The sequence below is a fragment of the Paracoccus sediminis genome (genome assembly GCF_900188295.1).
GTDB classification, from domain to species: domain Bacteria; phylum Pseudomonadota; class Alphaproteobacteria; order Rhodobacterales; family Rhodobacteraceae; genus Paracoccus; species Paracoccus sediminis.
Window position 1 is genome coordinate 80,140 of record NZ_FZNM01000008.1, and the last position, 25,543, is coordinate 105,682.

The following is a 25,543-nucleotide window of genomic DNA, read 5'->3' on the forward strand; positions in this document are numbered from 1 at the left end:
CCGATGGAACGCAACATGACCATGATCGCGCTGTTCGCCGCGCTGATCGCCGCCCTGGGGCTGATCCCCAGCCTGACCCTGGCCTTCGGCGTGCCGATCACCGCGCAAAGCATGGGCGTCATGCTGGCGGGCGCGATCCTGGGCGCAAAGCGCGGCGCGCTGGCGGTTTTGCTGTTCATGGCCCTGGTGGCGCTGGGCCTGCCCTTGCTGGCGGGCGGGCGCGGCGGGTTGGGAACGTTCGTCGCGCCGACCTCGGGCTTTTTCCTGGGCTGGCCGGTTGCGGCCTTCGTGATCGGGCTGATCGTCGAACGCTGGCAGTCGGGTCCGCTGGGGGTGACGGTCACGCTGGCATCCGTTATCGGCGGGATCCTGGTCATGTACGGCTTCGGCATCGTCGGCATGTCGATCGCGCTGAAGAAAACCCTGGCCGAATGCGCGATGCTGGTCACGGCCTTCCTTCCGGGCGACCTGCTCAAGGCGGTGCTGACCGGGGCGATCACGCAGGCCCTGGCCCGGTCCCGCCCCGCCAGCATCCTGTCGCGCCACTAGGCGGCCGAATTTTTCTGGCAATATCAGAGAAGTCTTTGACCTGTCACAGGCCATGGCTATGATTTCCCCGGATGGATCGCCGCCCGTCCGGGCGGCCATATCGGGGGATGACACATGAACGGACTTCACCGCCGCGGCCTGTTGAAGGGCGCGGCCGCGACCGCCGGACTGACCCTGGCCGCGCCCTGGGTCGCGCGGCCGGGATTCGCCCAAGGCTCGGGCACGGTCAACATCTTTGCCTGGGCGGGCTATCTGAACGACGACATCCTGGGGGCCTTTCAGAAGGCGACCGGGATCACGCCGAACTTCACGCCCTATGGCACCAACGACGAGCTGCTGAACCAGCTGCGCGCCAACAACGGCGCGGGCTTCGACCTGATCTGGCCGACCGTGGACCGGGTGCCGAACTATGTCGAGTTCGGCCTGGTCCAGCCGCTGGACGAGGCGAGGATCGAGGTGGCCAAGGTGTTGCCAAGCGCCTGGGAAAATTCGACGAACCTGGGCGCTGTGGTCGATGGCAAGCGTTATCAGGTGCCGACCGACTGGGGGACCGAGGCCGTGGCCTTCGACACGGCCCAGATGCCGCTGGAATACGGCACCGCCTCCTATGGCGACATCTGGGGCGAATCAGCGGCGGGCAAGGCCACCGTGCGCGCCCATTCCGCGCTGGTGGGTCTGGGCCTGTGGCTGGAGGCCGAGGGCAAGCTGCCGCGTCCGCTGCTGGATGCCTTTACCAGCCCCGAGGCGCAGGTCGAGGTCTTCGACGCGATCCTGGCCGAGGCCGTGGCCCGCAAGGGCAACATCATCCAGTTCTGGAACAACGAGAACGAGGCCCAGGGCGCCTTTCGCGTGAACGGCGCGGCCATCGGCCAGACTTGGGATTCGACCGCCGCCGCCCTGTCCAAGGAAGGGCTGCCGGTGGGCTTCATCGCGCCCAGGGAAGGCGCCCTGGCCTGGATGGAGGGCCTGTCGATCCCGGCGGGGGCCGAGAACCTGGATCAGGCCTATGCCTTCATCAACTGGTTCCTGACGCCGGAAGCCGGGGCGATGTACACCAACGCGACCTCGATCAATTCGACCGCGGTGGGGTCGGCGGATCTGCTGTCGGATCAGGCCAAGGCGTTCTTTGCGGCCGCCTATCCGGACGATGCGCTGGACAAGCTGTGGTGGTGGCCCATCCAGGAAAGCTGGTACATCACCAAGCGCAACGAATACCAGGACCGCTTCCTGTCGGCCTGACACGACCGGGACAGGGGGTCGCCTCCTGTCCCCGCCAACGAACGGGGGACGGATGTCGCATTCGGTGCAGCTTGACGGGATCGGGATGACCTTTGGGTCCACCCGCGCGGTCGGCGACGTGTCGTTCACCGTGCAGGCGGGGGAATTCTTTTCGATCCTGGGACCGTCCGGTTGCGGCAAGACCACCATCCTGCGGATGATCGCGGGCTTTCTGGAACCGACCGAGGGTCGGGTGCTGATCGGCGGGCGCGACATGCGCGGGCTGGGTCCGAACCAGCGGCCGACCGCGATGATCTTTCAGTCGCTGGCCTTGTTTCCGCTGATGCCGGTCTGGGAAAACATCGCCTTCGGGCTGGAGGCGCGGGGCATGGGGCGGGCGGAACGCCGCAAGCGCGCCGAAGAATTGCTGCGCCTGATCGCGCTGGAGGGGTATGGCGACCGGATGCCGGGCGAACTGTCCGGCGGGCAGCGCCAGCGGGTGGCCATCGCCCGCGCGCTGGCCGTGGAACCGGGTGTGCTGCTGCTGGACGAACCCTTGTCGGCGCTGGATCTGAAGCTGCGCCAGCACATGCGGGCGGAACTGCGCGGCCTTCAGAAACGCACGGGCGTCACCTTTATCTACATCACCCACGACCAGTCCGAGGCGCTGGCCATGTCGGACCGCGTCGCGGTGATGAGCAATGGCCTGCTGCAACAGGTCGCCACGCCGCGCCAGCTTTACGACAACCCCGCCACCCCCTTTGTCGCCCGCTTCGTGGGCGAAACGAACGCCATCACCGGCCAGATTGGTGCGGTCGGCGGCGGCATGGCCCGTATCGATACGGCGATGGGTCCGCTGCGCGGGCGCGCGGATCCGCACCTCGCTGTCGGGCAAAAGGCCACCCTTTACATCCGGCCCGAGGCGCTGATGCCCGGCACGGGCGCCAATACCCTGCACGCGCGTGTCAGCCGCATGGACTTCGAGGGCGCCTTCGCCCTGGTCCACGGCCAGTTCCCCGACGGCGCGGCGCTGACGGCGGCGGTCCCCTCTACGCGGCTGTCCGATGCCCCGGCGCCGGGAACGGATGCCAGTTTCTTCTTTGCGCCCGAACATGCCGTGGTGCTGGCCGATGCGTGATCTGTATCGCCGCTTTGGGCCGGGGCTGGCGACGGTCTTTCTGTCGCTGGTGCTGATCTGGCTGGCGGCGATGGTGCTGGCGCCGAACCTGATGATGATCGACTATGCCTTGCGCCCGAACCTGCCGCCCGCCGAACTGGGCGGGCCGCAGGATGTCTGGTCGCTGGACAATGTCCTGTATCTGGCGAACGAAGGGGTGCATCGCGCGATCTTCTTCAAGACCATCTGGGCCAGCGCGCTGGTGGCCCTGCTGACGCTGATCGTCTGCTATCCCATCGCCTTCTGGATGGCGCAGCGCGCCACGCCTGGCCAGTTGTCCATCGCCCTGATGCTGGTCATCATCCCGTTCTTCATCAATGAGGTCTTGCGCACGCTGGCCTGGTTCATCCTGCTGGCCTATCGCGGGCCGCTGAATGCGGTGCTTTTGAACATGGGGGTAATCGACCAGCCTGTCCGCTGGCAGGGTGACGGCGGCGTGCTGGCGGGGATGGTCTATGCCTATATCCTGTTCATGCTGCTGCCGATCTATAACGCCATCGAAAGCCTGGACAGATCGCAACTGGAAGCGGCGCGGGATCTGGGCGCCGGGACCGTGCGCACCCACCGCCGCGTCGTCGTTCCCCATGCCAAGGCGGGCATCGCCACGGGCTGCGTCTTCACCTTCATGCTGGCCGCCGGATCCTATGTCGCGCCCGCGCTGCTGGGCAGCCCCGGCAGCCGCTGGTTCACGGAAATCATCTACAACTGGTTCTTCGAGGGGGGCGACTGGAACCGGGGTGCGGCCTATGCGCTGACGCTGCTGGTGCTGTGCCTGGCGGTGGTGCTGGTCACGCTGCGGCTGTTCCGCGTCAACCTGACGGATGTGGCGAAATGACGGCGGACCGGATCTTTCGCGGGCTTTTCGCCCTTTATCTGCTGGCTTTCGTCGCCTATTTGTTCGCGCCGCTGGCCATCATGTCGGCCGCGGCCTTCAACACCAGCCGCTTTCCGACCGTGATCCCCTGGCAGGGCACGACGCTGGACTGGTTTTCCGCCATGTGGGCAGACGCGGCGATGTGGCAGGCGCTGTGGACATCGGCCATCGTCGCCGTGCTGGTCGCGGCGGTGGCGCTGCCGGTCGGCACCGCCGCAGCCCTGGTGCTGACGACGCTGCACGCGCGGGCGCGCAGCGTGGCCTATGCGGTGATGGTGTCCCCCTTGCTGACGCCGGGGGTGGTGATCGGGATCTCGACCCTGATCCTGTGGCGGCAGGTGGGCGTGGGCGGCGGGATCGTGCTGATCGTGGTGGCGCAGACGACCTTCATCATCTGCTATGTCATGCTGATGGTCATGGCCCGCCTGCAACGGTTCGACCGCACGCAGGAAGAAGCGGCCCTGGGCCTGGGGGCATCGCGCGCGATGGTGTTCCGCCGGGTGCTGCTGCCGTTCCTGCGGCCGGCGCTGCTGGCCTCGGGCGGGCTGGCGGTGCTGCAATCGGTGGAAAACTACAACACCACGCTGTTCGTGCGCGGGTTCGAAACGCCGCTGACCGTGTTCATCGCCACCAAGGTCCGCACCGGCCTGACCCCCGCCGTCAACGCGCTGGCCCTTGTCATCATCGCCGCCACCGTGATCGGCGCGATCGCCTGGGAAATCGCCCGGCGCCGGCAGGTCACAGCGCGGCCGCGTTCCTGATCGGGCTGCGCGACATCTGCGCCACCGCATCCCGCAGCCGTTTTGCCAGGGGCGACAGCGGGCGGCGTTTCAGGTCCAGCAGGAAATAGGGCGACACCCGGATCGGCCGCGGGGTGGGCACGATGGTGAAGGCGGCCTGGACCGGCGGGCGGATCAGCAGTTCGGCCACCTCTTGCGATACCGGCGTGATGGCGTTCGACTGCGCCAGATAGGCGATGGTCAGCAGCAGCGACGGGCTGTTGACGATGTTGTCGGGTTCCGACAGGCCCACGCTGGCAAAGGCGGCCAGCGTCGCCTCGCGGATGGGGGAACCGCGCTGCTGCATGATCCATTCCTGGCCCACCAGTTCGGTCAGCGTCACCAGCCGGGCGCGGGCCAGCGGATGATCGGCCCGCGCCATCAACGCCACCTTTTCGTCCGACATCGGCAGGATGTTGAAGGCGTCGCTGTCGAATTCCGGCAGGATCCGGCCCAGCACGAAATCCATTTCCCCCGCCCCCAGGTGCATCAGCAAGTCGCGCGACGGCATCACGTCGACGGTGATGTCGGCCTGGGGGCTTTCCTCCTTGATCCGGCGGATCGCGCTGACAAGATAGCTGATCGCCGGGCCGGTCACCGCGCCCACGCGCACCGTTCCCGCATAGCCGCCGCGCAGGGCGCGCACATCCGCCTCGATGCTGGCCATTTCCCGCAGGATCACGCGGGCGCGCCGCAGGACGGTGGTGCCGATCTCGGTCGGATCCATGCCCTTGGGCTGGCGGATGAACAAGGGGGCGCCGATCTGGCGTTCCGCCTCGGCCAGCATCCGGGATGCGGCGGGCTGGGTCATCGCCAGGGCATCGGCCGCGATCTGCAACTGGCCGTGAAGGGCGACTTCGTGGATCAGCCGAAGCTGGGCGGGCTTGAGCGCAGGAACGGGCATATCATTTCCGATATGAAGATTGCCAATTTTATCATTTTACCGGCATGAAATCCTTGCGCTACATCTTTTCGCATCGAAAAGGGGATGCGCGGCGCGTGGTGCCGCGCAAGGGAGGATACAGATGAAGTTCAGAACCGCGGCGGTCGCGCTGGCGATCGGAGTCTCGTGGCTGGCCACCGGCGCCATGGCCGAAACCATCGGCATCGCCATGCCGACGAAATCGTCGGCCCGCTGGATCGACGACGGCAACAACATGGTCAAGCAGTTGCAAGAGGCCGGTTACGAGACCGACCTGCAATACGCCGAGGACGACATTCCGAACCAGTTGGCCCAGGTCGAGAACATGATTACCAAGGGCGTCAACGTCCTGGTGATCGCGGCCATCGACGGCACCACCCTGTCGAACGCGCTGGAAAACGCCGCCGCCGCCGACATCAAGGTCATCGCCTACGACCGCCTGATCCGCGGTTCGGAAAACGTGGACTATTACGCGACCTTCGACAACTTCAAGGTCGGCGTCCAGCAGGCGACCACCCTGGTCGATGGGCTGAAAGAGCGTTTTCCCGACGTGAAGCCCTGGAACGTCGAACTGTTCGGCGGCAGCCCCGACGACAACAACGCCTTCTTCTTCTATGACGGTGCCATGTCGGTGCTCCAGCCGCTGATCGACGACGGCACCATCGTCATCGGGTCGGGTCAGACCGGCATGGAAACCGTGGGCACGCTGCGCTGGGATCCCGCCGTCGCGCAATCGCGCATGGACAACCTTCTGTCCTCGAACTATGGCGACAAGCAGGTCCATGGGGTGCTTTCGCCCTATGACGGGCTGTCCATCGGGATCCTGTCCTCGCTGAAAGGCGTGGGCTATGGATCGGGCGACATGATGATGCCGATCGTGACCGGCCAGGACGCCGAGGTCCAGTCGGTCAAGTCCATCGAGGCCGGCGAGCAGTATTCGACCATCTTCAAGGACACCCGCGAACTGGCCCGTGTCACCGTGGGCATGGTCGATGCCGTCCTGAAGGGCACCGAACCCGAGATCAACGACACCGAGACCTATGACAACGGCGTCAAGGTCGTGCCGTCCTATCTGTTGGAACCGCTGCCCGTGACCAAGGAAAACTGGCGCGAAACCCTGGTCGATTCCGGTTACTATACCGAAGACCAGCTGAAGTGACGTTTTGCGGCCCCGCGTCGCCGGGGCCGCATACCGCATCGGGGGGAATGCGATGACGGCCATCCTGGACATGCAGGGCATCACCAAGACCTTTCCCGGCGTCAAGGCGCTGAGCAACGTCAACCTGTCGGTGCGCAAGGGCGAGATCCACGCCATCTGCGGCGAAAACGGCGCGGGCAAGTCGACGCTGATGAAGGTGCTGTCGGGCGTCTATCCCCACGGCAGCTATGACGGCGAGATCCTGTATGACGGCAAGCCCGCGCGGTTCCGCGACATCCGCGACAGCGAACATGCGGGCATCGTCATCATCCATCAGGAACTGGCCCTGGTGCCGCTGCTGTCGGTGGCCGAGAACCTGTTTCTGGGCAACGAGGTCGCGTCGGGCGGTGTCATAAACTGGCCGCTGGCCTACCAGAAGACCGAGGCGCTGCTGCGCAAGGTCGGCCTGTCCGAGGCACCCACCACCAAGGTCGAGAAGCTGGGCGTCGGCAAGCAGCAATTGGTGGAAATCGCCAAGGCGCTGGCCAAGAACGTGCGGCTGCTGATCCTGGACGAACCGACCGCGGCGCTTCAGGAAAACGACAGCCAGAAGCTGCTGGACCTGATGCTGGAACTGAAAGAGCAGGGCGTCACCCAGATCATCATCAGCCACAAGCTGAACGAGATCCGCCGGGTGGCCGACCGCGTGACCGTGATCCGCGACGGATCGACCGTGTCCACGCTGGATCGCAGCGAGATCACCGAGGACCGCATCATCCGCGACATGGTCGGCCGCGACATGGCCCACCGCTATCCCGACCGCACGCCGAAGATCGGCGAGGTGCTGATGGAGGTGCTGAACTGGTCCGTCATGCATCCCGATCAGCCGCGCCAGGTGATCCGCAACGTGTCCATGACCGTCCGCAAGGGCGAGATCGTGGGCATCGCCGGGCTGATGGGGTCGGGACGCACCGAATTCGCGATGAGCCTGTTCGGCCGCAGCTATGGCCGCGACATCAAGGGCGACGTGACGCTGGGCGGTTCAAAGCCCGACCTGTCCACGGTGTCCAAGGCCATCGACGCGGGGCTGGCCTATGTGACCGAGGACCGCAAGGCCCTGGGACTGATCCTGGACGAGCCGATCCTGCGCAACGTGTCGCTGGCCAACCTGGAAGGCATCGCCCGGCGCTATATCCTGTCGCGCGGCCGCGAACAGCAGGTGGCCGAGGGATACCGCAAGGCCATGAACATCCGCACGCCGTCGGTGTTCCAGCGGGTCGTGAACCTGTCGGGGGGCAACCAGCAAAAGGTCGTGCTGTCCAAGTGGCTGTTCACCGAACCCAAGGTTCTGATCCTGGACGAACCCACGCGCGGCATCGACGTGGGCGCCAAGTTCGAGATCTACAACATCATGAACGAACTGGCGGGGCAGGGCCATGGCGTCGTGATGATTTCGTCGGAAATGCCCGAACTGCTGGGCATGTGCGACCGCATCTATGTCATGAACGAAGGCCGGATCGCCGGCGAACTGACCAAGTCCGAAGCCAGCCAGGAACGGATCATGGCCCTGATCCTGCAAGACGGCATGAAGGGAGAGGCTGCATGAGCACGGCCGACATGAACAAGCCGGCCCAGCCCGGCATCGGCGCCCATCTGGGCAGCCACCTGCGCGAGAACGGCATGATGCTGGCGCTGGTCGCCATCGTCCTGTTCTTCTTCGTGATCGTGCGGGCCGTGCAGGGCGTGGACTTTCTGTCGGCGCAGAACATCACCAACCTGTTCTTGCAGAACTCCTATGTCATCATCATGGCGCTGGGGATGCTGCTGGTCATCGTGGCGGGCCATATCGACCTGTCGGTGGGATCCGTCGCGGCCTTCACCGGCGCGGTCGCATCCATGTTGCTGGTCAAGATGCAGCTGCCGGTCCTGCTGGTCATCCCCATGGTGCTGGTGGTCGGCGGGCTGATCGGCGCCGCCCAAGGATACTGGATCGCCTATTGGCGCATCCCGTCCTTTATCGTCACGCTGGCCGGAATGCTGGTCTTTCGCGGGCTGACCCTGTGGTTGCTGGGCGGCCAGAACATCGGCCCGTTCGAACGTTCGTTCCAGTCGCTGTCCACCGGCTTCATTCCCGACCTGCTGGGCGCCGACAAGCCCAACTTCACCGCGCTGATCCTGGTCGCCGTGGCCGCCGCCGCCATCGTCTGGTCGGGCGTTCGGGCGCGGGCGCGCGAGGCCGAATTCGGGATCGCGCCCGAACCCTCGGGCTTTTTCTGGGCGCGCAACGCGGTGGTCGTGGTCGCGCTGCTGTTCGTGGGCTGGAAGCTGGCCAGTTTCCGGGGCCTGCCGAACGTGCTTCTCATCATGTCGGTGCTGATCGTGGTTTATGCCTTTTTCACCGAAAGCACCACCACCGGGCGGCGCATCTATGCGCTTGGCGGAAACGAGAAGGCCGCCAAGCTGTCGGGAATCAAGACCGAACGGCTGGTCTTCCTCACCTTTGTCAACATGGGCGTTCTGGCGTCGCTGGCGGGGATGATCGTCACGGCCCGCCTGAACAGCGCCACCCCCAAGGCCGGCGTCGGGTTCGAATTGGACGTGATCGCGGCCGTCTTCATCGGCGGGGCGTCGATGGCGGGGGGATCGGGACGCATCATCGGGGTCGTCGTCGGCGCCCTCATCATGGGCGTGATGAACAACGGTATGTCGATCATGGGCATCGGCATCGACTATCAGCAGGTCATCAAGGGCCTGGTGCTGTTGGCTGCCGTGATCTTCGACGTCTACAACAAGACCAAGCAAGGCTGAACCATGCATCTGTCGCAACTGAAACGCCCCGGCGGGGACCGGGCTGTCGCCGCACGGCTGAAGGATGGCGCCTGGATCGTGCCGGGGGCGGCAACGACCCGCGATCTGGCCCATGCCGCCATTGCCGCCGGGCGCGACCTGACGGCCGAGGTCACGGCCCGCGGGCCGGGCGAACCCGTCGATCTGGCCGCCGCCCTGGCCGGGGGCCGGGTGCTGCTGCCGCTGGATCACGACGATCCCGCCCATCTGCACCTGACCGGCACCGGGCTGACCCACCTGGGCAGCGCCGCCACGCGCAACGCGATGCACGCGGGCGCTGAGCCGGAATTGCTGACCGACAGCATGAAGATGTTCCGCATGGGCCTGGAAGGCGGCAAGCCCCAGGGCCGCACAGCGGGGGTGCAGCCCGAATGGTTCTACAAGGGCAACGGCGTCAACGCGGTCGCCCCCGGCGCGGCCCTGGTGTCGCCCGGCTTTGCCCTGGATGCGGGCGAGGAGCCAGAGATCGCGGGCCTGTATCTGATCGGTCCGGACGGCACGCCCTTCCGGCTGGGATTCGCGCTTGCGAACGAATTTTCCGACCATGTGACCGAACGCGGCAACTATCTGTGGCTTGCGCATTCCAAGCTGCGGCCCGCCAGCTATGGCCCCGAGATGCTGGTGGGCGACCTGCCCCAGCATGTCGAGGGCAACAGCCGCATCCTGCGGAACGGCCGGGCCATCTGGGAAAAACCCTTCCTGTCGGGCGAGGCGAACATGAGCCACAGCCTTGCGAACTTGGAACACCACCACTTCAAATACGCGCTGTTCCGCCAGCCGGGCGACGTGCATGTCCATTTCTTCGGCACCGCCACCCTGTCATTCGCCGACGGCGTCAAGGCGCAAACGGGCGATGTCTTTCAGATCGACGCGCCCGCCTTCGGCCTGCCCCTGTCGAACCCGCTGGACCAGCAGCAGACCGGCGAGATTCCCGTCGCCGTCGCCCCCCTCTGAGGCCCCCCGATGACCTTCACCCCCGCCCCCTGGCCCCGTCAGCTTCGCTCGCAGCACTGGTATGGCGGCACCTCGCGCGACACGATCTATCATCGCGGCTGGATGAAGAACCAGGGCTGGCCCCACGACCTGTTCGACGGGCGGCCCGTGATCGGCATCCTGAACACCTGGGCCGACCTGACGCCCTGCAACGGACACCTGCGCGAACTGGCCGAAAAGGTGAAGGCCGGCGTGTGGGAGGCGGGGGGCTTTCCGGTCGAGGTGCCGGTGTTTTCCGCGTCCGAAAACACCTTCCGCCCCACCGCGATGATGTTCCGCAACCTGGCGGCGCTGGCGGTCGAGGAAACGATGCGCGGCCAGCCCATCGACGGCGCCGTGCTGCTGGTCGGCTGCGACAAGACCACGCCGTCTTTGCTGATGGGGGCCGCGTCCACCGACATTCCGTCGATCGTCGTCACCGGCGGGCCGATGCTGAATGGCTATTTCCGGGGCGAGCGCGTGGGTTCGGGCACGCATCTGTGGAAATTCTCCGAGGCCGTGAAGGCCGGCGAGATGACGCAGGAGGAGTTCCTGGAGGCCGAGGCGTCGATGTCCCGGTCATCGGGCACGTGCAACACCATGGGCACCGCGTCCACCATGGCATCCATGGCCGAGGCGCTGGGCATGGCGCTGTCGGGCAACGCCGCGATCCCCGCCGTGGACAGCCGCCGCCGCGTGATGGCGCAGCTGTCGGGGCGGCGGATCGTGCAGATGGTCAAGGACGACCTCAAGCCCAGCGACATCCTGACCCGGCAGGCGTTCGAGAACGCCATCCGCACCAACGGCGCCATCGGCGGGTCCACCAACGCCGTCATCCACCTGCTGGCCATTGCGGGCCGGGTGGGCGTGGACATCACCCTGGACGACTGGGACCGCTGCGGACGCGACGTGGCGACCATCGTGAACCTGATGCCTTCGGGCCAGTATCTGATGGAGGAGTTTTTCTATGCGGGTGGCCTGCCCGTCGTCCTGAAGCGCCTGGGCGAATCCGGCCTGCTGCACAAGGACGCGCTGACCGTCAGCGGCCAGTCGATCTGGGACGAGGTTCGCGACGTGGTGAACTGGAACGAGGACGTGATCCTGCCCGCCGACCGGCCCCTGACCGTCCAGGGCGGAATCGCCGTCCTGCGGGGCAACCTGGCGCCCAGGGGGGCGGTGCTGAAGCCGTCCGCCGCAAGCGCGCATCTGCTGGTCCATCGCGGCCGCGCGGTCGTGTTCCAGGACATCGACGACTACAAGGCGCGTATCGAGGACGAGGCGCTGGACATCGACGAGACCTGCGTGATGGTGATGAAGAACTGCGGTCCCAAGGGCTATCCCGGCATGGCCGAGGTGGGCAACATGGGCCTGCCGCCCAAGGTGTTGCGCAAAGGCATCACCGACATGGTGCGGATCAGCGACGCCCGCATGTCGGGAACGGCCTATGGCACCGTGGTCCTGCACACCAGCCCCGAGGCCGCGGCGGGCGGGCCGCTGGCCGTGGTCCGCGACGGCGACATGATCGAACTGGACGTGCCGAACCGCCGCCTGCATCTGGATATTTCCGACGATGACCTGGCCGCGCGGCTGGCCGACTGGCGGCCGCTGCCCGACCAGCCGGCCAGCGGCTATGCCTGGCTGCATCAGGCGCATGTCGAAGGTGCGGATACCGGGGCGGATCTGGACTTTCTGAAAGGCTGTCGGGGCAATCCGGTCGGACGGGACAGCCATTGATGAAGATCGCGCTTGTCGGCATCGGAAAGATCGCGCGGGACCAGCATGTGCCCGCACTGGAAGCCAGCCCGGATTGGGAACTGGCCGCGACCGTCAGCCGCCACGGCACTGTCGAGGGGGTCGAGTCCTTCACCGCCCCCGCCGCCATGCTGGACGCCCGTCCCGACATCGGCACGGTCAGCCTGTGCCTGCCTCCCCTGCCTCGCTATGCCGTGGCCGAAGCCGTGCTGCGCGCGGGCCGCCACCTGATGCTGGAAAAGCCCCCCGGTGCGACCCTGGCCGAGGTTCATGCCCTGTGCGATCTGGCCGACCGGCAGGGCGTCACCATCTATGCCACCTGGCATTCGCGCATGGCGATGGCTGTTGCCGCGGCAAAAGACTGGCTGGCAGGCAAAACCGTCCGCGAAGGCCGCATCACCTGGCGCGAGGACGTGCGCAAATGGCATCCCGGCCAGGACTGGATCTTCGCGGCGGGCGGCATGGGCGTCTTCGATCCCGGCATCAACGCCCTGTCGATCCTGACGGAAATCCTGCCCGAACCCGTCCGCCTGCTGGCGGCGGATCTGGATTTTCCGGCCAATCGCCAGGCCCCCATCGCCGCCCGGTTGCGGTTCAGCCGGGGGGTCGAGGCCGATTTCGATTTCCGCCAGGAAGGCCCGCAGACCTGGGACATGGAATTCCAGACCGACGCGGGCCGGATGGCGCTGCGCATGGGCGGCAACCGGCTGGAAATCGACGGTCGGCACAGGCAGGGCGCCGACGACATCATGGGCGAATACCCCGCGCTCTATGCGCGCATGGCAAGGCTGGTTTCGGACGGAAAATCGGACACCGACCTTGCGCCCATGGTTCTTGTGGCCGATGCCTTCACCCTCGGGCGACGCAACACCGTCGCGGATTTCCAGTTCTGAGGATAAAGCAATGACCTTCACCCCCCATGGCAAACATCTGGTCGCAGGCGAATGGCTGACGGGCGAGGGGACGTTCCGGTCGGCCCCCGTCCACGGCGATCCGCACGAGTTCAGCGGCGGGACGGTGGACCTGGTGGACCGGGCCGCCCTGGCCGCCGAGGATGCCTTTGCCCCCTATGCCGCCACCAGCCGCGACGACCGCGCCGCCTTTCTGGACGCCATCGCCGATCAGATCGAGGGCCGCGCCGAGGCGATCACCGCCATCGGCACCCAGGAAACCGGCCTGCCCGAGGCGCGGCTGCAAGGCGAACGGGGCCGCACCACCGGCCAGTTGCGCCTGTTCGCGGACCATATCCGCAAGGGCGAATACCTGGACCGTCGGCACGACCCGGCCATGCCCGAACGCCAGCCCCTGCCGCGCCCCGACCTGCGGCTGATGCAGCGGCCGATCGGTCCGGTCGCGGTCTTCGGCGCTTCGAACTTTCCCTTGGCCTTCTCGACCGCCGGGGGGGACACCGCATCGGCCCTGGCCGCGGGCTGCCCGGTGGTCGTCAAGGGCCACCCCGCCCATCCCGGCACCGGAGAGATCGTGGCCGAGGCGATCCGCGCTGCGATCCGCGAAACGGGAATGCCCGCCGGGGTCTTCGGCTTCATCCACGGCGACAGCCATGCGGTCGGCGCGGCCCTGGTGCAGCACCCGCTCATCAAGGCCGTGGGGTTCACCGGCAGCCTGCGCGGCGGCCGCGCGCTGTTCGACCTGTGCGCCGCGCGGCCCGAACCGATCCCCTTCTTCGGAGAGCTTGGCAGCATCAACCCCGGCTTCGTCCTGCCCCAGGCCCTTGCCGCGCGCGGCGCCAGGCTGGCCGAAGGCTGGGCGGGCAGCCTGACCATGGGCGCGGGCCAGTTCTGCACCAATCCCGGCCTGATCGTCATGCCCAAGGGCGTGCTGGCCGACGCCTTTGCCAAGGCGGTGGGGGACGCGCTGGCCAAGGTCGCCCCTCAGCCCATGCTGACCGACGGCATCGCGGACGCCTATCGCGAGGGCGCGAACCGCGCGGCGGGCGTGGCCACCCCCATCTTCGAGGGGCCGTGCGAGGGCCGCAACGTCCTGCCCGCCATCTACAAGACGACCGCCGAGGAGTTCTTGCGCGATCACACCCTGTCCGAGGAGGTGTTCGGTCCCATGGGCGTGATCGTTACCACCACGACCGAGGAGCAGATGATGGACGTGGCCCAAGCGATCGAGGGCCAGCTGACCGCCACCCTGCACATGGACGAGGCCGACATCGACATGGCACGGCGGCTGATGCCTGTCCTGGAACGCAAGGCCGGCCGGATCCTGGCCAACGGCTGGCCCACCGGGGTCGAGGTCGCGGATGCCATGGTCCATGGCGGCCCCTATCCGGCATCCACGAATTTCGGCGCCACCAGCGTGGGCACCATGGCGATCCGCCGGTTCCTGCGCCCGGTCAGCTATCAGAATATCCCCGAGGCGCTGTTGCCCGAGGATTTGCGGGGTTTTTGAGATCCCGCAGCCATCGCCCGGTGGGAGGCCGGGCGATTTTGGAAACAGGGAGGATAACCATGATCGTCAAGACCTTGCTCGGCACTGCCGCGCTGATGGCCGCGACCGCCGGGGCCGCGATGGCCGAAGGCGAAACCGTCGGCTTTTCGCAGATCGGTTCGGAATCGGGCTGGCGCGCGGCGGAAACGACGCTGACCCGGCAGCAGGCCGAGGAACGCGGCATCCAGCTGCAATTCTCGGACGCGCAGCAGAAGCAGGAAAACCAGATCGCCGCCATCCGGTCCTTTATCGCACAGGGCGTGGACGCGATCCTGCTGGCCCCGGTCGTCGCCACCGGCTGGGATTCGGTCCTGACCGAGGCCAAGGAGGCGGAAATCCCGGTCGTCCTGCTGGACCGGCAGGTGGACAGTTCCGACGACCTGTACCTGACCGCCGTGGGGTCGAATCTGGTCCGCGAAGGCGAGGTCGCGGGCGAATGGCTGGCGAACGAGGTCGGCGACCGCGAATGCCGCATCGTCGAATTGCAGGGCACCACGGGATCCAGCCCCGCCATCGACCGCAAGACCGGCTTTGAAAACGCCATCAAGGATTACCCGAACCTGTCCATCGTGCGCAGCCAGACCGGCGATTTCACCCGTGCCCTGGGCAAGGAGGTCATGGAAAGCTTCCTTCAGGCCGAAAACGGCGGCAAGGGCATCTGCGCGCTGTATGCCCATAACGACGACATGGCCGTGGGCGCCATCCAGGCCATCAAGGAAGCCGGCCTGAAACCGGGCAGCGACATCCTGGTCGTGTCCATCGATGGCGTGCCCGACCTGTTCCAGGCGATGGCGGCAGGCGAGGCGAACGCCACGGTCGAACTGACGCCCGACATGGCCGGTCCCGCCTTTGACGCGCTGGCGGCATACTGGGCTGACGGAACGATGCCCGAAAAGTTCATCCAGACGGAATCGAAGCTCTACACTCAGGCCGACGATCCGGCGGGCGAATACGAACGCCGCAAGGGCCTGGGCTACTGACCGCCGTTGCCGGGTCGCACGCGCGGCCCGGCAACCGCCGGCCAAAGGGGGGGGTGCGATGCTTCTGTCGATCCGGTCGCTGACCAAGACGTTTCCCGGCACGCGTGCGCTGGATGCGGTCGATTTCGACCTGCGCGCGGGCGAGGTCCATGCCCTGCTGGGCGAAAACGGCGCGGGCAAGTCGACGCTTATCAAATGCCTGACCGGCGCTTATCGGCGCGACGGCGGCACGGTGATGCTGGACGGCGCCCCCATCGACCCGCAATCGACCGCCATGGCGCAGGAACTGGGCATCGGCACCGTCTATCAAGAGGTGAACCTGCTGCCGAACCTGACCATCGCGCAGAATCTGATGTTCGGGCGCGAACCGCGCCGCTGGGGCCTGATCCAGGGCCGGGCGATGCGGATGCAGGCACGGGCCACCTTGGCCGAATACGGGCTGTCGCTGGATGTGGACCGCGATCTTGGCACCTGTTCCGTGGCTATCCAGCAGATCGTCGCCATCGCCCGCGCGGTCGCCCTGTCGGGCAAGGTGCTGATCCTGGACGAACCCACCGCCAGCCTGGACGCGGCCGAGGTGCGGATGGTCTTCGACGTGATCCGGGGGTTGCGCGACCGGGGGCTGGGGATCGTCTTTGTGTCGCATTTCCTGGATCAGGTGTTCGACCTGACCGACCGGGTGACGGTGCTGCGAAACGGCCGCAGGATCGTGACCGAAGATACCGCCAGCCTGGACCGCGTCCGCCTGATCGAACACATGCTGGGCCGCGAGCTTGAGGCCGCGACGGGCCATCCGTCGCCGGACCGGGTCGCCCGTCCGCCGATGCTGGACATCCGCGGCCTTGGCCGGCGCGGCACGATCGAGCCGTTCGATCTGGCCGTGGGGCAGGGCGAGGTCGTGGGACTGGCGGGCCTGCTGGGATCGGGCCGCACCGAAACTGCGGAACTGCTGTTCGGGTTGCTGGGCGCCCATTCCGGCGGCGCGCGCGACCAAGCCGGCCCGCTGGATCTGCGCAACCCGCGCGCGGCCGTCGCCGCAGGCTTCGGCTTCGTGCCGGAAGAACGCAAGACCGACGGCATCGTGGCCGACCTGTCGGTGCGCGAAAACATCGCCCTCGGCCTGCAAGCGCGGGCAGGCTGGGCACGGCCGATTCCGCGCGCACAGCAGAACCGGCTGGCCGACGACTATATCCGGCGGCTGGACATCCGCACCGCAGGCCGGGAAAAGCGCGTCGGCGATCTGTCGGGCGGCAACCAGCAAAAGGTCGTTCTGGCCCGCTGGCTGGCGATGAACCCGCGCTTTCTGATTTTGGACGAACCGACGCGCGGCATCGACGTGGGCGCCCATGCGGAAATCGTGCGGCTGATCCACGGACTGGTGGACCAGGGCATGTCGCTGCTGGTCATCAGTTCGGAAATCGACGAGTTGATCGCCGTGTCCGACCGGGTGATCGTGCTGCGCGACCGCCGCCATGTCGCCGAACTGACCGGCACCGATATTGCCCCCGACCGCATCATGCGGGCCATCGCCGCCACCGGAAAGGCCGCGTGATGGACCTGCTGAAACGCCTTGCCCCGCAACTGATCGCCCTGACGTCCCTGGTCGCGGTGGTCACGGCCCTTTACCCGGCGTTCCTGGACGTGCAGATGAACGACGGGCGGCTGGTCGGACCGGTGATCGACGTGCTGAAGCGGTCGGCGCCGGTGGCGCTGCTGGCCGTGGGCATGACGCTGGTGATCGCCACGCGCGGGATCGACCTGTCGGTCGGCACGATCATGGCGATCTGCGGCGCGGTCGCCGCATCAACGGTCGCGGCGGGCTTGGGCCTGCCTGCCGCGCTGCTGCTGGCGCTTGGAGCGGGTGCGGCGGCGGGGCTGTGGAACGGCGTCCTGGTCGCCATCGTCGGCATCCAGCCCTTTGTCGCCACGCTGATCCTGATGACCATGGGGCGCGGCATCGCCCAGCTGATAACCGAGGGGCGGATCCTGACCTTCACCGATCCGGGCTTTGGCTGGATCGGATCGGGGACGGTGCTGGGCCTGCCGGTGCCCACGGGAATCTGGATCCTCGCCGCCATCGGCACCGGTCTGCTGATGCGGCGCACCGCACTGGGCCTGCTGGTCGAGGCGATCGGCATCAACCGCCGCGCCAGCACTTTGGCGGGCGTCAACGCCACGGTGCTGCTGATCGCCGTCTATGTCGCGTCGGGCCTGTGCGCCGCCCTGGCCGGGTTGATCGTGACCGCCGACATCCGCGGCGCGGACGCCAACAACGCCGGTCTGTGGCTGGAACTGGATGCGATCCTGGCCGTGGTGATCGGCGGCAATTCCCTGCTGGGGGGGCGGTTCTCGATCGCCGCGTCCGTCCTGGGTGCGCTTGTCATCACCACGATCAGCATCGGCATCCGCCTGATCGGCTTTCCGTCGGAATACAACCTCATCATCAAGGCCGGGCTGGTGCTGGCGATCCTGGTCCTGCAATCGCCGCGCATCAGCGCCGAATGGCGCCTGTGGCGCGACAGCCACCGCGCAAGCCGCGAAGCCGCCCTGCGGAGGCAGGCATGAACACCCGCGCCCTGCCCCTGTATGTGACGGTCGGGATCTTCCTGCTGGCCTATCTGGTCTTCTGGCTGCAGTTCCCCAACATCCTGTCCACCCGTGTCATCGGCAACCTTCTGACCGACAACGCCTATCTGGGCATCGTCGCGGTCGGAATGACGCTGGTGATCCTGGGGGGCGGGATCGACCTGTCGGTGGGATCGGTGATCGCCTTTTCCGGCGTGTTCATCGCCGTCCTGCTGCGCGATGCGGGGCTGCATCCGCTGGCGGTCTTTGCGCTGCTGCTGCTGCTGACCACCGCCTTTGGCGCGGGCATGGGCTTTCTGATCGACCGGCTGGCCATGCCCGCGTTCATCGTCACGCTGGCGGGCATGTTCCTGGCGCGCGGCGCGGCCTATATCCTGTCCATCGATTCCGTGCCGATCCAGCATCCCTTCTATGATACGCTGCAAGGGGCATACTGGCTGATGCCCGGCAAGGGGCGGCTGACGCTGATCGGCGTCGCGATGGTCCTGATCGTCGTCCTGGGCATGATCGTCGCCCACAAGACCCGGTTCGGCGCATCCGTCTATGCCCTGGGCGGAGGAGAGGCCGCGGCGCGGCTGATGGGCGTCCGGCAGGGACGCACCACCGTCATGGTCTATGCCTTTTCCGGCGCCATGGCCGGATTGGCGGGGATCGTCTTTTCGATCTATACCGGATCGGGCTATTCGCTGGCCACCGTGGGCACCGAGTTGACGGCGATCGCCGCCGTGGTCATCGGCGGCACATTGTTGACGGGGGGCGCGGGATACATGTTCGGCACCTTCGTGGGGGTGCTGACCATGGGGCTGATCCAGACCTATATCGTCTTCGACGGCAGCCTGTCGTCCTGGTGGACCAAGATCGTCGTCGGGATCCTGTTGCTGGCCTTCATCCTGCTGCAAAAGGGCCTGTTGAAACTGTCGCGGATGCGGCTTGCGCGGGGGGCTGCATGATCCACGATCACCGGCATTGCCAGTTGGGCGAGGGGGCGCTGTGGCATCCCGAGCGCCGGCAGTTCTTCTGGTTCGACATCCTGGGGAAACGGCTTTTGTCCCAGGACGCGGACGGGTCGCCGCTGGAATGGCGCTTCGACCGCATGGCCTCGGCCGCGGGCTGGATCGACCGGGACCGGCTGATGATCGCCACGGAAACCGGGCTGGCGATCCTGTCGCTGGCAGACGGGATTCTGACCGATGTGAAGGCGGTCGAGGCCGACAACCCGGCCACCCGGTCGAACGACGGCCGCGCCGACCGGCACGGCGGGTTCTGGTTCGGCACGATGGGCAAGAAGGCCGAGGCGCGGGCGGGCGCGATCTATCGTTATCATCGCGGCGAGGTCCGCAGGCTGGTCGATACGATCACCATCCCGAATTCGATCTGCTTTGATCCCGACGGCGGCACCGTGCATTTTGCCGACACGGATCGCGGCATCGTCTGGCGTCAGGGGCTGGACGGCGACGGCTGGCCGGTGGGCGAGCGTCAGCTCTATCTGGATCTGTCCGCGCGGGGCTGGTCGCCCGACGGCGCGGTGATCGACGCGGATGGCGGTTTATGCTGCGCCATTTGGGGCGAGGGGGCGGTGGTCCGCTTTGACGCCCAGGGGCGGCAGACGCACCGGTTCGATGTCGGCGGGCAACAGTCATCCTGCCCGGCCCTTGGCGGGCCAGCCCTGTCCGATCTGCTGGTGACGACTGCCTGGGACGGCATGGCGGATCCCGATGACGCGCAAGGCCGCATCTATCGGCTGGAGACCGGCCTGACCGGACTGCCCGAACCCAAGGTGATCCTGTGAGCCGATGGAGCCTGCCCGACGGGCGGCGCGTGGACCGTCTGACGCTGACCGGCGGCGGGCTGACCGCGCAATTGCTGACGCTGGGCGCGACGGTGCAGGATCTGCGGCTTGACGGCGTGGATCATCCGCTGATCCTCGGCTGCCCCGATCCGGCGGATTACCTGGGCGACGGTCTTTATGTGGGCGCCATCGTGGGACGCTTCGCCAACCGCATTGGCGGGGCGCGCCTTGCGCTGGACGGGCGGGACTATCGCACCGATCCGAACTTTCGCACCCGCCACACGCTGCATGGCGGATCGCGCGGCACCCACTGGCACCTGTGGACGGTTCGGCGGGCACGCCCCGACGGCGCCACCCTGACGCTGGAACTGCCCGACGGCGCCATGGGCTTTCCCGGCACGCTGAGCATCCGCGCCGACATCGCCCTGCGCGACAGCACGCTGATGTTCGACATTCAGGCCGAAACCGACGCGCCGACGCCCTGCAATCTGGCGCATCACGGGTATTTCATCCTTGACGACAGCGGCGACGTGCGGGGGCACCGGCTGCGCGTCGCGGCGGATCGGTACCTGCCGGTCGATGACGACCTGATCCCGCTGCCCGGCACCGCGCCGGTTGCGGGCACGCGCTTCAATTTCCGGCATGGGCGCGCGATTGCGCCGGGCGGATACGACCACAACCTGTGCCTGCCGGGCGGGCCTGCGGCCCGGCGGCTGGTGGCGGAATTGACGGGCCAAACGGGAATCCGCATGCAGATTGAAACCGACCAGCCGGGCTTGCAGCTTTACGACGGGGCGCATTTCGACGGGCTGCGGGGTCTGGACGGCCGCCGCTATGGCCCGTTCGCCGGGGTGGCCCTGGAAACGCAGAACTGGCCCGACGCGCCGAACCGGCCGGATTTCCCCGATTCCATCCTGCGCCCCGGTCAGATCTATCGGCATCATACGGCCTACAGGTTTGCCCGATGACCGCGCTGATCGGCATCGACTGGGGCACCACCTCGTTCCGAGCCTGGCGGATGGGGCCGGGGGGCGAGGTTCTGGACAGCGTGACGGACGGTCCCGGCATCCTGGCGGCGGGCGCGTTGCCGGGCGGGTTCGCCCAAGCCTTGCAGGATCGCCTCGGCGGCTGGCTGGACGGCGCTCCGATCATCGCATCGGGCATGATTGCCAGCCGCAACGGCTGGGTGGAAACCCCTTATCTGCCCCTGCCTCTGGACGCGGGCGCGCTGGCGAACAGCCTGACCCTGCACGACGGCATCCATTTCGTCACCGGGGCCGTCAGCGACCCCGACGGACCTTCCCCCGACGTGATGCGCGGTGAGGAAACCGAGATCATCGGTCATCTGGCGGGCGGCGGCGGCGACGGCCTGTTCGTCCTGCCCGGCACGCACAGCAAATGGGCGCGGACCGAAGGCGGCACGCTGGTGTCGTTCCGCACGGTGATGACGGGCGAAGTCTTTGGCGCCCTGCGCGACCACACCATCCTGGGCCGCCTGATCCAGGCGGGGCCAGCCTCACCGGAACCCGGCCGGGACGACGCCTTTCGCCGGGGGGTCGAGGCTGGTCGGCAGGACGGCGCGCTGCTGGGCCGCATCTTCTCGGCCCGGACGCTGGCGTTGATGGACCGGCTGCCGCTGGGCCACATCGCCGATTACCTGTCCGGTCTGCTGATCGGCGACGAGGTGGCCCATGGCGCGCAGGACGCGGCCGGGCCGGTCACGATCATCGGGCGCGGCGATCTGGCCGCGCGATACCAGACGGCCTTCGCGGTGCTGGGCCGTGCCGCCGACATCGCGCCTCCGGGCATGGCGCAGCGGGGGCTGTGGGACATCGCCCGGCTAAGGGGACTTGCATGACCGATTTCGACACCGCCTTTGCCGCCAACCCGCTGATCGCGATCCTGCGCGGCCTGCGCCCGGACGAGGCCGCCAACACCGCCGCCGCCCTGACCGGCGCGGGGTTCACGATCCTCGAGGTGCCGCTGAATTCCCCCGATCCGCTGGACAGCATCGCCCGGATGGCCGCGGCGGTCCCCGATGCCCTGGTCGGCGCGGGCACGGTGACGACCCCCGATCAGGTCGGCGCGGTAGAGGATGCGGGGGGCCGGATCATCATCGCCCCGAACTTCGACCCCCGCGTCGCCGCCGAGGCCGTGCGCCGGAATCTTGCCTATTGCCCCGGCGTGGGCACCGTCAGCGAAGCCTTTGCCGCGCTGGATGCGGGGGCCGCCGCGCTCAAGCTGTTCCCGGCCGAGATGATCCCCCCCCCCGCCGTCAAGGCGATGCGGGCCGTCCTGCCGCGCCATGTGCGGCTGCTGCCGGTGGGGGGCATCGATCCGGCCGCGATGGCGGCATACCGGCAGGCCGGGGCGGACGGGTTCGGGCTGGGATCCGCGCTGTTCCGGCCCGGCCAGGATGCCGGAACCACGGGGATGCGGGCGCGCGACTTCATGGCGGCCTGGCGGGCGTTGCCGCGTTAAGGGTTCCTTTCGGCGGCGGCGGGCAGGGGGCTGGTCCCTTTGGGGGAGGAGGGGAACATTGCCCAAAGAATATGCGTTTGGGCCGATGCGCCGCAGGGGATGGCGTATCACACAATCCGGGAGGATCAGATGAAACCCATTTGCACAGGGGCTGTCGCTGCTGCGCTGCTGGCGCTGACAACCGTGGCCGCCCAAGCCGATTGCGCCGCCGAAATCGCCCGCCTGACCACGGGGGGCGACGCCTCGGGCAGCATGGCCGCAGAGTCGGAGGGAATTTCCAAGGACGGCTCGCTTGCGCCGCTGGAAGATGCGCCCGACGCGGCGGCGGACGGCGATGCCGCGGCCGCCGCTGATGCGGCGGCAGCCACGGAAACGGCGGCGGCCTCGGGGATGAACAGCGCGGCCCCCACCGATGCCGAGGCCGGCGCGGGGGATGAAGGCATCGCCAAGGACGGCTCGCTTGCGCCGCTGGAAGGCGCGGAGGGACAGCAGGCGGGTGTGGCGATGTCGGGTGCCGACGCGCAGGCGCAGCAGGAAGGCGAACCCACCGCCGCCGAGCAGGCCGCCGGCGGCACGGCCGACGCTTCGACCCGCGAGGTCCATATCCAGGCCGCGCGCGATGCGCTTGCCGCCGGGGACGAGGATGCCTGCATGAAGGCGATCGAGGCCGCGGGATCGGCCTGACCCCCCATTTGGCCGGGGGCGCACCCCGGCCATCGTGGCGCGATGGCGTCGGTCGGGCGAATAAGGGCTGGAATGCCGTGCCGGTTTCTGGTCAGAGGGCAGAAGTGCAGCCTGGCCGGGACGAACGACGCAATGAGCATACACCTGTACCCCAACGACCTTCCCGACGACCTGGATCTTGGCCCGGTGGTGGCCATCGATACCGAAACGATGGGGCTTGACCCCCGGCGGGATCGGCTGTGCCTGGTGCAGTTGTCCACGGGCGACGGCGACGCGCATCTGGTCCAGATCGAATGCGGCCAGACCGAGGCGCCGAACCTGTGCCGGATGCTGACCGATCCCAAGGTGCTCAAGCTGTTCCATTTTGCCCGGTTCGACGTGGCGGCGTTGGAAAACGCCTTTGGCGTGGTCACGGCGCCGGTCTGGTGCACCAAGATCGCCTCCAAGCTGGTGCGGACCTTTACCGACCGGCACGGGCTGAAATACCTGCTGAGCGAACTGGTCAACGTCGATGTCAGCAAGCAGCAGCAGACCAGCGACTGGGGGGCGGCGGATCTGACCGATGCGCAACTGGAATACGCAGCATCCGACGTGTTGCATCTGCACAAGCTGAAAGAGGCGCTGGAGGAGAAACTGCGCCGGGAAAACCGCATCGGGCTGGCGCAAGCCTGTTTCGATTTCCTGCCCGCCCGTGCCCATCTCGATCTGCTGGGCTGGGGGGATGAAAACGACATCTTCCGGCACTAGATCGGTCAGGCCGGGGGCTGTCTGCCCCCGAACCCCCGAGGATATTTGACCAAGGCAAAGGCAGCGGTTTGAGCGACTATCTGGATACGGCGCGGCGCGTCATCCTGACCGAGGCACGGGGCCTGACCCTGCTGGCCGACGATCTGGGCGACAGCTTTGCCCGCGCGGTCGATCTGATCCTGGCGGCGCGCGGCCGGGTGGTCGTGTCGGGCATGGGAAAATCGGGCCATGTCGGACGCAAGATCACGGCCACGCTGGCGTCGACGGGAACCCCTGCGCAGTTCGTTCACCCGGCCGAGGCGAGCCATGGCGATCTGGGCATGGTCACGCAGGCCGATGTCGCCCTGGTGCTGTCCAACAGCGGCGAGACGCCCGAACTGGCGGATTTGATCGCCCACACCCGGCGTTTCGGGATTCCGCTGATCGGCGTCGCCTCGCGCCCCGGATCGACGCTGCTGCGTCAGGCGGATGTGGCGCTTGTTCTGCCGGCTGCCCCCGAGGCCTGCGGCAACGGCATCGTGCCCACGACATCCACGACCATGACGCTGGCCCTGGGCGATGCGCTTGCGGTCGCGCTGATGGAACATCGGCAGTTCACCCCGGAACATTTCCGCACCTTCCACCCCGGAGGCAAGCTGGGCGCGCGGCTGGCCAAGGTGGACGATCTGATGCATCGCGACATGCCCCTGGTGGGCGAGGATACCCCCATGACCGAGGCGCTTCTGGTCATCAGCCAGAAGGGTTACGGCGTGACCGGCGTCACGGACCGCGCGGGGCATCTGGCGGGAATCATCACCGACGGCGACCTGCGCCGCCACATGGACGGCTTGCTGGACCGCCGCGCGGCCGAGGTGATGACCCCCGCCCCCCGCGTCATCGCCCCCGATGCCCTGGCCGAGGCCGCCTTGGCGCAGATGCAGGACAGCAAGATCACCTGCCTGTTTGCGGTCGCGGACGACATGCCGCAGGGCATCCTGCACATCCACGACTGCCTGCGGGCCGGGATCGTCTAGGGGATGAACCGGACCCGCATCGTCCGCTGGCTGCGCGTGCTGCTGCCGCTGCTGGCGCTGGCGATGCTGTCGGTGCTGTTCCTGTTTTCGCGCGGAAGCGAGACGGGATCGCGCATTCCCTATGCCACCGTGGATGCCGAGGCGATGGCCCGCAACCCGCGCCTTGTGGCGCCGGAATACGCGGGTGTGACCGATGACGGTGCCCGCCTGACCTTGCGGGCGGCCGAGGCTGCACCGGACGGCGAGGGTGGCGGCGGCACGGCGCGCGATCTGCGGCTGGACTGGCAGCGCCCCGACGGGCTGCGCGCCGACCTGACCGCCCCCCGCGCCAGGCTGGCCGACGGCACGATCCGGCTGGATGGCGGGGTGCGGATGACCACCTCGTCCGGGTGGGCGATGGATGCGCAGGCCGTCGAGGCCGCGACCGACCGTTCGCGCATCGCGGCCAGGGACGGGGTGGTGGCCGATGCGCCCTTCGGGTCGGTCTCGGCACGTCGGATGGAACTTGTTCCCGGCGACAGTGGCGCTTCGATCTTGAATTTCTCGGGCGATGTCCGTCTGATATACCGGCCCTGATC

At 67.5% G+C, this 25,543-nt stretch carries 25 protein-coding genes; 24 read left to right on the plus strand and 1 reads right to left on the minus strand.

Features of this window, described 5'->3' with window-relative positions:
- Nucleotides 1-3 precede the first annotated feature (3 nt).
- From CHB77_RS12040 to CHB77_RS12060, 5 genes are all read left to right on the plus strand, one after another.
- Nucleotides 4-549, plus strand: coding sequence for a biotin transporter BioY (locus CHB77_RS12040; protein WP_089388471.1), 546 nt, complete (start codon nucleotides 4-6; stop codon nucleotides 547-549).
- Between the two features lie 114 nt (nucleotides 550-663).
- Nucleotides 664-1,788 carry an extracellular solute-binding protein gene (locus tag CHB77_RS12045; protein ID WP_089388472.1) on the plus strand — a complete coding sequence of 375 codons (1,125 nt, stop codon included), beginning with the start codon at nucleotides 664-666 and terminating at the stop codon, nucleotides 1,786-1,788.
- Between the two features lie 52 nt (nucleotides 1,789-1,840).
- Nucleotides 1,841-2,905, plus strand: coding sequence for an ABC transporter ATP-binding protein (locus CHB77_RS12050; RefSeq protein WP_089388473.1), 1,065 nt, complete (start codon nucleotides 1,841-1,843; stop codon nucleotides 2,903-2,905).
- Nucleotides 2,898-3,779, plus strand: a complete 882-nt coding sequence (locus CHB77_RS12055) for an ABC transporter permease (RefSeq protein ID WP_089388474.1) — start codon at nucleotides 2,898-2,900, stop codon at nucleotides 3,777-3,779. Before CHB77_RS12050 ends, CHB77_RS12055 begins: the two co-directional genes overlap by 8 nt.
- Nucleotides 3,776-4,579, plus strand: coding sequence for an ABC transporter permease (locus tag CHB77_RS12060; RefSeq protein ID WP_089388475.1), 804 nt, complete (start codon nucleotides 3,776-3,778; stop codon nucleotides 4,577-4,579). The genes CHB77_RS12055 and CHB77_RS12060 overlap by 4 nt, the downstream gene beginning before the upstream one ends.
- On the opposite strand, the gene CHB77_RS12065 is transcribed toward CHB77_RS12060, so the two are convergent.
- The gene (locus CHB77_RS12065) at nucleotides 4,557-5,501 is read right to left on the minus strand and encodes a LysR family transcriptional regulator (RefSeq protein ID WP_089388476.1); all 945 of its coding nucleotides are present in this window, start codon (nucleotides 5,499-5,501) and stop codon (nucleotides 4,557-4,559) included. The two genes, CHB77_RS12060 and CHB77_RS12065, sit on opposite strands and share 23 nt — an antisense overlap.
- Before the next feature lie 121 nt (nucleotides 5,502-5,622).
- On the opposite strand from CHB77_RS12065, the gene chvE reads away from it, so the two are divergent.
- From chvE to CHB77_RS12160, 19 genes are all read left to right on the plus strand, one after another.
- Nucleotides 5,623-6,678, plus strand: coding sequence for a multiple monosaccharide ABC transporter substrate-binding protein (gene chvE, locus CHB77_RS12070; RefSeq protein ID WP_089388477.1), 1,056 nt, complete (start codon nucleotides 5,623-5,625; stop codon nucleotides 6,676-6,678).
- A 52-nt stretch (nucleotides 6,679-6,730) separates the two neighbouring features.
- A complete protein-coding gene (gene mmsA / locus CHB77_RS12075) occupies nucleotides 6,731-8,263 on the plus strand; it encodes a multiple monosaccharide ABC transporter ATP-binding protein (RefSeq protein ID WP_089388478.1) in 1,533 nt (510 codons plus the stop codon).
- Nucleotides 8,260-9,465: a multiple monosaccharide ABC transporter permease gene (mmsB, locus tag CHB77_RS12080; RefSeq protein WP_089388479.1), complete on the plus strand. Its 1,206-nt coding sequence runs from the start codon at nucleotides 8,260-8,262 to the stop codon at nucleotides 9,463-9,465. Before mmsA ends, mmsB begins: the two co-directional genes overlap by 4 nt.
- A 3-nt stretch (nucleotides 9,466-9,468) precedes the next feature.
- Complete coding sequence (araD1, locus tag CHB77_RS12085) at nucleotides 9,469-10,458, plus strand: AraD1 family protein (RefSeq protein ID WP_089388480.1); 990 nt, start codon at nucleotides 9,469-9,471, stop codon at nucleotides 10,456-10,458.
- 9 nt (nucleotides 10,459-10,467) lie between these two features.
- Nucleotides 10,468-12,210, plus strand: coding sequence for an L-arabinonate dehydratase (araD, locus tag CHB77_RS12090; RefSeq protein WP_089388481.1), 1,743 nt, complete (start codon nucleotides 10,468-10,470; stop codon nucleotides 12,208-12,210).
- Nucleotides 12,210-13,121: a Gfo/Idh/MocA family protein gene (locus tag CHB77_RS12095; RefSeq protein WP_089388482.1), complete on the plus strand. Its 912-nt coding sequence runs from the start codon at nucleotides 12,210-12,212 to the stop codon at nucleotides 13,119-13,121. The genes araD and CHB77_RS12095 overlap by 1 nt, the downstream gene beginning before the upstream one ends.
- 10 nt (nucleotides 13,122-13,131) lie before the next feature.
- Entirely contained in the window at nucleotides 13,132-14,646 is a 1,515-nt protein-coding gene (locus CHB77_RS12100; protein WP_089388483.1) for an aldehyde dehydrogenase (NADP(+)), read from the plus strand.
- Between the two features lie 59 nt (nucleotides 14,647-14,705).
- Nucleotides 14,706-15,665 (plus strand): galactofuranose ABC transporter, galactofuranose-binding protein YtfQ, encoded by a 960-nt coding sequence (gene ytfQ, locus CHB77_RS12105; RefSeq protein ID WP_089388484.1) that lies wholly within the window; start codon nucleotides 14,706-14,708, stop codon nucleotides 15,663-15,665.
- Nucleotides 15,666-15,723: 58 nt separating this feature from the next.
- A complete protein-coding gene (locus tag CHB77_RS12110) occupies nucleotides 15,724-17,217 on the plus strand; it encodes a sugar ABC transporter ATP-binding protein (RefSeq protein ID WP_089388485.1) in 1,494 nt (497 codons plus the stop codon).
- Nucleotides 17,217-18,230 carry an ABC transporter permease gene (locus CHB77_RS12115; protein WP_089388486.1) on the plus strand — a complete coding sequence of 338 codons (1,014 nt, stop codon included), beginning with the start codon at nucleotides 17,217-17,219 and terminating at the stop codon, nucleotides 18,228-18,230. The genes CHB77_RS12110 and CHB77_RS12115 overlap by 1 nt, the downstream gene beginning before the upstream one ends.
- On the plus strand, nucleotides 18,227-19,201 hold the full coding sequence (gene yjfF, locus CHB77_RS12120) for a galactofuranose ABC transporter, permease protein YjfF (protein ID WP_089388487.1): 975 nt from the start codon (nucleotides 18,227-18,229) through the stop codon (nucleotides 19,199-19,201). The genes CHB77_RS12115 and yjfF overlap by 4 nt, the downstream gene beginning before the upstream one ends.
- The gene (locus tag CHB77_RS12125) at nucleotides 19,198-20,040 is read left to right on the plus strand and encodes an SMP-30/gluconolactonase/LRE family protein (RefSeq protein WP_089388488.1); all 843 of its coding nucleotides are present in this window, start codon (nucleotides 19,198-19,200) and stop codon (nucleotides 20,038-20,040) included. Before yjfF ends, CHB77_RS12125 begins: the two co-directional genes overlap by 4 nt.
- The gene (locus tag CHB77_RS12130; RefSeq protein WP_089388489.1) at nucleotides 20,037-21,008 is read left to right on the plus strand and encodes an aldose epimerase family protein; all 972 of its coding nucleotides are present in this window, start codon (nucleotides 20,037-20,039) and stop codon (nucleotides 21,006-21,008) included. Before CHB77_RS12125 ends, CHB77_RS12130 begins: the two co-directional genes overlap by 4 nt.
- Complete coding sequence (locus CHB77_RS12135) at nucleotides 21,005-21,898, plus strand: 2-dehydro-3-deoxygalactonokinase (protein WP_089388490.1); 894 nt, start codon at nucleotides 21,005-21,007, stop codon at nucleotides 21,896-21,898. Before CHB77_RS12130 ends, CHB77_RS12135 begins: the two co-directional genes overlap by 4 nt.
- The gene (locus CHB77_RS12140) at nucleotides 21,895-22,521 is read left to right on the plus strand and encodes a 2-dehydro-3-deoxy-6-phosphogalactonate aldolase (protein ID WP_089388491.1); all 627 of its coding nucleotides are present in this window, start codon (nucleotides 21,895-21,897) and stop codon (nucleotides 22,519-22,521) included. The genes CHB77_RS12135 and CHB77_RS12140 overlap by 4 nt, the downstream gene beginning before the upstream one ends.
- 129 nt (nucleotides 22,522-22,650) lie before the next feature.
- Nucleotides 22,651-23,205, plus strand: coding sequence for a hypothetical protein (locus tag CHB77_RS12145; RefSeq protein ID WP_089388536.1), 555 nt, complete (start codon nucleotides 22,651-22,653; stop codon nucleotides 23,203-23,205).
- A gap of 132 nt (nucleotides 23,206-23,337) precedes the next feature.
- Nucleotides 23,338-23,952, plus strand: coding sequence for a ribonuclease D (locus CHB77_RS12150; RefSeq protein WP_089388492.1), 615 nt, complete (start codon nucleotides 23,338-23,340; stop codon nucleotides 23,950-23,952).
- A gap of 68 nt (nucleotides 23,953-24,020) precedes the next feature.
- Nucleotides 24,021-24,965: a KpsF/GutQ family sugar-phosphate isomerase gene (locus CHB77_RS12155; RefSeq protein WP_089388493.1), complete on the plus strand. Its 945-nt coding sequence runs from the start codon at nucleotides 24,021-24,023 to the stop codon at nucleotides 24,963-24,965.
- A gap of 3 nt (nucleotides 24,966-24,968) precedes the next feature.
- Nucleotides 24,969-25,541 (plus strand): hypothetical protein, encoded by a 573-nt coding sequence (locus CHB77_RS12160; protein ID WP_089388494.1) that lies wholly within the window; start codon nucleotides 24,969-24,971, stop codon nucleotides 25,539-25,541.
- Nucleotides 25,542-25,543 lie beyond the last annotated feature (2 nt).